The sequence below is a fragment of the Sphingomonas sanguinis genome, from assembly GCF_001476905.1.
In the GTDB taxonomy this organism is placed as follows: Bacteria; Pseudomonadota; Alphaproteobacteria; order Sphingomonadales; family Sphingomonadaceae; genus Sphingomonas; species Sphingomonas sanguinis_B.
Genome location: NZ_LDTE01000092.1, coordinates 1 through 1831 on the forward strand (window position 1 = coordinate 1; position 1831 = coordinate 1831).

The 1831-nt window shown below is 65.8% G+C and carries 2 protein-coding genes; both read right to left on the reverse strand.

Features of this window, described 5'->3' with window-relative positions:
- Positions 1 to 44: 44 nt before the first annotated feature.
- On the reverse strand, positions 45 to 1181 hold the full coding sequence (locus SB4_RS14070; RefSeq protein WP_058753066.1) for an endo-1,4-beta-xylanase: 1137 nt from the start codon (positions 1179 to 1181) through the stop codon (positions 45 to 47).
- Positions 1182 to 1262: 81 nt separating this feature from the next.
- The coding region (locus SB4_RS14075) for an NPCBM/NEW2 domain-containing protein (RefSeq protein ID WP_193753829.1) at positions 1263 to 1831 on the reverse strand (569 nt) is incomplete at its 5' end.

The following is a 1831-nucleotide window of genomic DNA, read 5'->3' on the forward strand; positions in this document are numbered from 1 at the left end:
TCCGGCGGTCGACAAGGCCAGTGCCAGCGCGGTCAGGCCACGGATCATGCGATACCCTTTCGGACCGGCGCGGCGCGCAGGGCGTCGGCGATGGCGGCGCGCATCGGCTTGGGGCTGAGCGCATCGTCATAGGGCAAAGGCCGCTGCGGAAGACCATCGGCGCGCGGGGCGAAGCCGTTCAGCCAGCTATGCTTGTCCCACAGCCCCCAGCAGAGCAGTTGATCGAGCTGCGGATAGGACAGCATCAGGTCGAGATAGCTTTTGGCGACCGCGGCGACCTGCGCATCGCGCTGGGCGATGTCCTTGGGCATTTCGCGGTCATTGATGTCGAACTCGGTGATCAGCAGGCGATAGCCCATGGCGGTGACTCCATCCAGGAAGCGCTTCCACTCCATATGCTGGGCCTTGGAATGGCTGCCGTCATTGCCGAGATGGCTCTGGATGCCGAGCGCATCGACGGGGACGTTTTCCTTGCGAAACCGCTCCAGCAGGCGGAGCACGCCCGCGCGGTGAGTCTCGTTGCCGACCTCCCAGGACATATAGTCGTTATAGACGCGCTGGGCATGGGGGGCGTGCTCGCGCGCGGTTTCGTAAGCGATCTTGAACACGTCGAAGCCCAGCGCCTGGTCGAACACCGTGCCGCGGACCTCGCCTGTCTTGGGATCGATCGTCTCGTTCACCACGTCCCAGCTATAGATCCGGTCGCCGAAATGCCCGGCCACGGCGGCAATGTAACGGCGCAGCCATGTCTCCGCGCCGGTCGCGGTCACCGTCTGGGCCAGCGCGGGCGAGATATATTTGCTATAGTTCCATAACAGGGTGTGGCCGCGCAGCTTCATGCCATTGTCCTGCGCGAAGCCCGCGATCCGGTCGGCCGGAGCGAAGTTCAGATGCGCCGGATCATGGCCCAGCACATAGACCTTCATCTCGTTCTCGGGAACGAGCACGCCGCATTCGCGCGCGACGATGGCGCCATAGCCAGGGTCGTTGATCGGCGATCCGCGCCCCGCATTGATCGCGGTGCCAAAGAGGATGCCTTTCTGGGCCGCCAGGTCGCGCAGGCTGGCGCGATCATCCGCCGCCCAGGCTACGCTAGGTAGCGCTCCCATCGCCAGGCCGCCTGCTATGCCGGCCAGCTGCTGACGACGGGTCAGCACCGGCCCTTGCCAATCGGGTTTCATCACCCTCTCCCTATGATTTTCACGGACTTTTGCATGGGGGCCACGAAACGGCAAGACCATGGCTATCCACGCTAATCCAAGTCAATCGATCAGCTGCGCATCGCCCCAGACGACGGGCAGCGCCGCCTCGGGAGCGCTATCGGGTCGGGCGACCAGTTCGACGATCTGGCGGCCCCGCACATCCGCCTCGATAGCGGCGGGCGTTTCGTTCAAGGTGACGGGGCGCGAGCGGGCGAGCAGCATGCCGTCGCCATAAACCTCGAACACCACGCGCTGTCCGCGCGCGGTGGCGGAATCGTCGATCCCGACCGTTGCGGCAAAGCGGGACTGCCCGCGATTGCGCACCTCCAGCCGCGAGTTGGCGAGTACGCCGATGCCGGTGTCATACACCTTTCCCATCAGGCGGAGCGGTCGCCCGAATGGCGTGCGGTCGGCCTGAGCACCGCCCCAGCCGCCATATTGCGGGAAGTCGCCCGGCCCCTTGCTGCCGCCCCAGGGGCTGAGTTCGTGATGGATGGTCGGGTCACCCTCGGGCGTGGCGATGCCGTCCTCGGCCGGGTTCACGTCGCTGGGCGCTTCGGACAGATAATGACCGTTCGCCAGGCGGTGTGCGCCGGTGACGCGGTAGATCAGCGTCTGGTGCGGCGCGA

What these genes read in the sequence shown, in the direction of transcription:
- SB4_RS14070 (WP_058753066.1), bottom strand. Translation starts at nt 1,181, where the DNA reads ATGAAACCCGATTGGCAAGGGCCGGTGCTGACCCGTCGTCAGCAGCTG.